This is a genomic window from Spirillospora sp. NPDC049652 (assembly GCF_040675125.1).
Taxonomy (GTDB): domain Bacteria; phylum Actinomycetota; class Actinomycetes; order Streptosporangiales; family Streptosporangiaceae; genus Spirillospora.
Genome location: NZ_JBFAOF010000960.1, coordinates 1 through 2641, shown reverse-complemented (window position 1 = coordinate 2641; position 2641 = coordinate 1). Strand labels below are relative to the sequence as shown.

Sequence of the window (2641 nt, the reverse complement as noted above, 5' to 3'; positions counted from 1 at the left end):
GGCGGACAGCGCCGCCCACATCCCGCCGGTCACCGTGCGCGTCCCGCCGCCGGCCGCCGGGATGGGGAAGGCGACGTGGTTGGAGTTGGCGACGGCGACGTAGATCCGCCGCCCGTCGGTCGCCGAACCCCACTGGATGCCGCCGAGGTCGCCGCTCGGGCCGACCTTGGTCTGCCAGACGACGCGTCCGTCGTCCGGGTCGAGCGCCCAGTAGACGCCGCTCTTCTGCCCGATGCCGAGCAGGTCGCGGGGACGCCCCCGGACGGTCGTGGTGAACAGGTTGGGGGACGACCCGAAGTCCAGGTCGGTGCCGTCCGGCGGGTCGGGGATGGACTGCGCGTCGGCGGGGAGCGTGCGGTGCGACCAGCGGACGCGCCCGGTGGTGAGGTCCAACGCCACGACGGAGTCGAAGTAGTCGTCGGCGGAGGGCTTCTCGCAGCCGGTCTGGTCTGGGAGGGTGCAGACGCCGTCCGGGACGGTGTAGTTGTTGCCGGTCGCGACGTAGAGCAGGTTGCGGCGGCGGTCCACGGCCGGGGCGCTGCCCCAGACGGCGTTGCCGGTGTAGCCGGGCGGGGCCATGTAGGTCTGCCAGAGCTTGCGGCCCGTCCGCAGGTCGAGGGCGACGACGCTGCCGCGGAAGGTGTGCGGCGGCGGGAGGATCTCCTCCGAGGACGACACCCCCAGGTACACCACGCCGCGGTCGATGACCGGCGCACCGGTGATCTTCGAGCGCGGGTTGGCGTCCACCTGCGTCCGCCAGCGCGGCGCGCCGGTGCGGCGGTCCACGGCGATCGCGCCCGCGCCGCTCGGCGACGTCACGGTGAAGCCGTTGCCGATCACCAGCGTGTCGCCCGCGACGGCGGGGGTCGTCCGGGAGCCGTCGCCCGGCGTCCCGGTGTAGTCGCTGATCTTCCGCGACCACACCTTCGCGCCGTCGCTCGCCCGGACCGCCCACAGCGTGCCGGCCGCGTCCGGGACGTACACGACGCCGTCCGCGACCGCCGGGGTGGCGTTGACGTCCCCGCCGGTCGTGAACGTCCAGCGCGGCTTCAGCCGCCCGGCGTTGCCCGGCCCGATCCGGCGCTCGGTGGCGTTGAACCTGGTGTTCTGCCCGTTCTGCCCGGCCGACGTCCAGTCGCGCGCGACCGGCACGCCCGGCCGCGGCGGACCGGCCGCCCCGGCGGGCGGACCGGTCCCGGCCACGACCGCGGCCAGCGTCGAACCCGTCACTCCGGCGAGCACCCGCAGCCGTGTCCGCATGCACGCTCCTCCCGTTGCTCCTGGCGCGCGACCCCGTCGGGGCACGCGCGTTCCAGGATGGAGCGACCCGCGCGGCCGGGGCATCTCGCAGGGTGCTCGGGTCCCCCGCCCGCCGGACCCGCGCAAGAACCGCGCGGTCCGCGCGGGCCGGGGAACCCGGTCCGGCGCCGCCGGGAAGGCGCGGGCGGGTCAGCCGGCGTTGTGGACGTGCACCGCGATGGCGTTGGCGATGGTGTCCCAGTCCTGCTCCGGGATCTCGTGCCCGACGCCGTCCAGGCGCAGCAGGGTCGCGCCGGGGATCTCGCGGACGAGGGCCTCGGCGTGGTCGAACGGGTGGACGGGGTCGTCGCCGCCGTGGATCACCAGGGTCGGCGCGGACACCTTCCCGAGGCGGTCCCGCCACGGCGGGGTCGGGGCCATGGCGAAGTGGTTGCGCATCGCCGACTCCAGGTCGATCGCGCGGTCGAACTCGGCGCCGGCCAGCCGCCGGTAGCGGTCCTCCTCGAACTCGCGGGCGCTTCCGGTGCAGGGCCGCTGCAGCGACACCCGGTACTCGACGACCTGCTCCCGGTCGGACCAGTCGGGCCAGCGCACGTCGCCGTACTGGCGCTGGAAGTCCTCCGACATCCCGGACAGGTCCGGGTTCTCCGGGCCGGGGCCGCCGGGGCTGGACGACAGCAGCGTCAGCGACGCGACCCGGTCGGGGTGGTCGAGCGCGACGAGCTGCGCGATCATCCCGCCCATCGACTGGCCGACCAGGTGCGCGGCGCCGATGCCGTAGCCGTCGAGGATCCCGACCGCGTCGGCGGCGAGGTCGGTCAGCCCGTACTCCGGGTCGCCCGGCGGATAGGTCATCGACTTCCCGGTGTCGCGCAGGTCGTAGCGCAGGACGAACCGCTCCCCGCCCGCCAGCCGGGCGCAGAACTCGCCGTCCCACATCAGCATCGACGACGTGGACCCGGCCAGCAGCAGGACGGCGGGGCCGTCCGGGTTCCCGAACGCCTCCACGCACAGGTCGACCCCGTTGGCGCGGACCGTGCGGACGGTTCCCTCGGATGCCTTCTCGGTCATGCTCGAATCCCTCTCTCCTCGCGCGCCCGCGGGCGCGCGTCATGGCGTGGACCGCCACCGGACGCGCGGTCCGGACCCGTCCCGGGCGTCATCGGCCCGGACGGTCCGGCCCCTCGTCCGGCAGCTCTTTCGCGCACTCCTCCGGCCGCAGCCCCGCACCGCTCCGGAACGCGGCCCGGTAGTCCCCGGGCCCCAGCACCTCCCGCGCCCTCGCCTCGGCCCGCTCGACGTCGCCGCGCTCGGCCGGGGGCAGCGCCATGCCCGCCGACTCGCGCGCCGCGGCGGCCGCGCCGAGCAGCCGCGCCGCGCC

3 protein-coding genes are annotated in these 2641 nt (G+C 75.7%); all 3 read right to left on the bottom strand.

Features of this window, described 5'->3' with window-relative positions; genetic code table 11:
- Positions 1–1260, bottom strand: a 1260-nt coding sequence (locus AB0J52_RS35455; RefSeq protein WP_500187292.1) for an outer membrane protein assembly factor BamB family protein, incomplete at its 3' end; no start/stop codon positions are given.
- Positions 1261–1449: 189 nt separating this feature from the next.
- The gene (locus AB0J52_RS35450; protein ID WP_500187291.1) at positions 1450–2331 is read right to left on the bottom strand and encodes an alpha/beta fold hydrolase; all 882 of its coding nucleotides are present in this window, start codon (positions 2329–2331) and stop codon (positions 1450–1452) included.
- An 88-nt stretch (positions 2332–2419) separates the two neighbouring features.
- A partial coding sequence (locus AB0J52_RS35445) for a hypothetical protein (RefSeq protein WP_500187290.1) occupies positions 2420–2641 on the bottom strand: 222 nt, incomplete at its 5' end.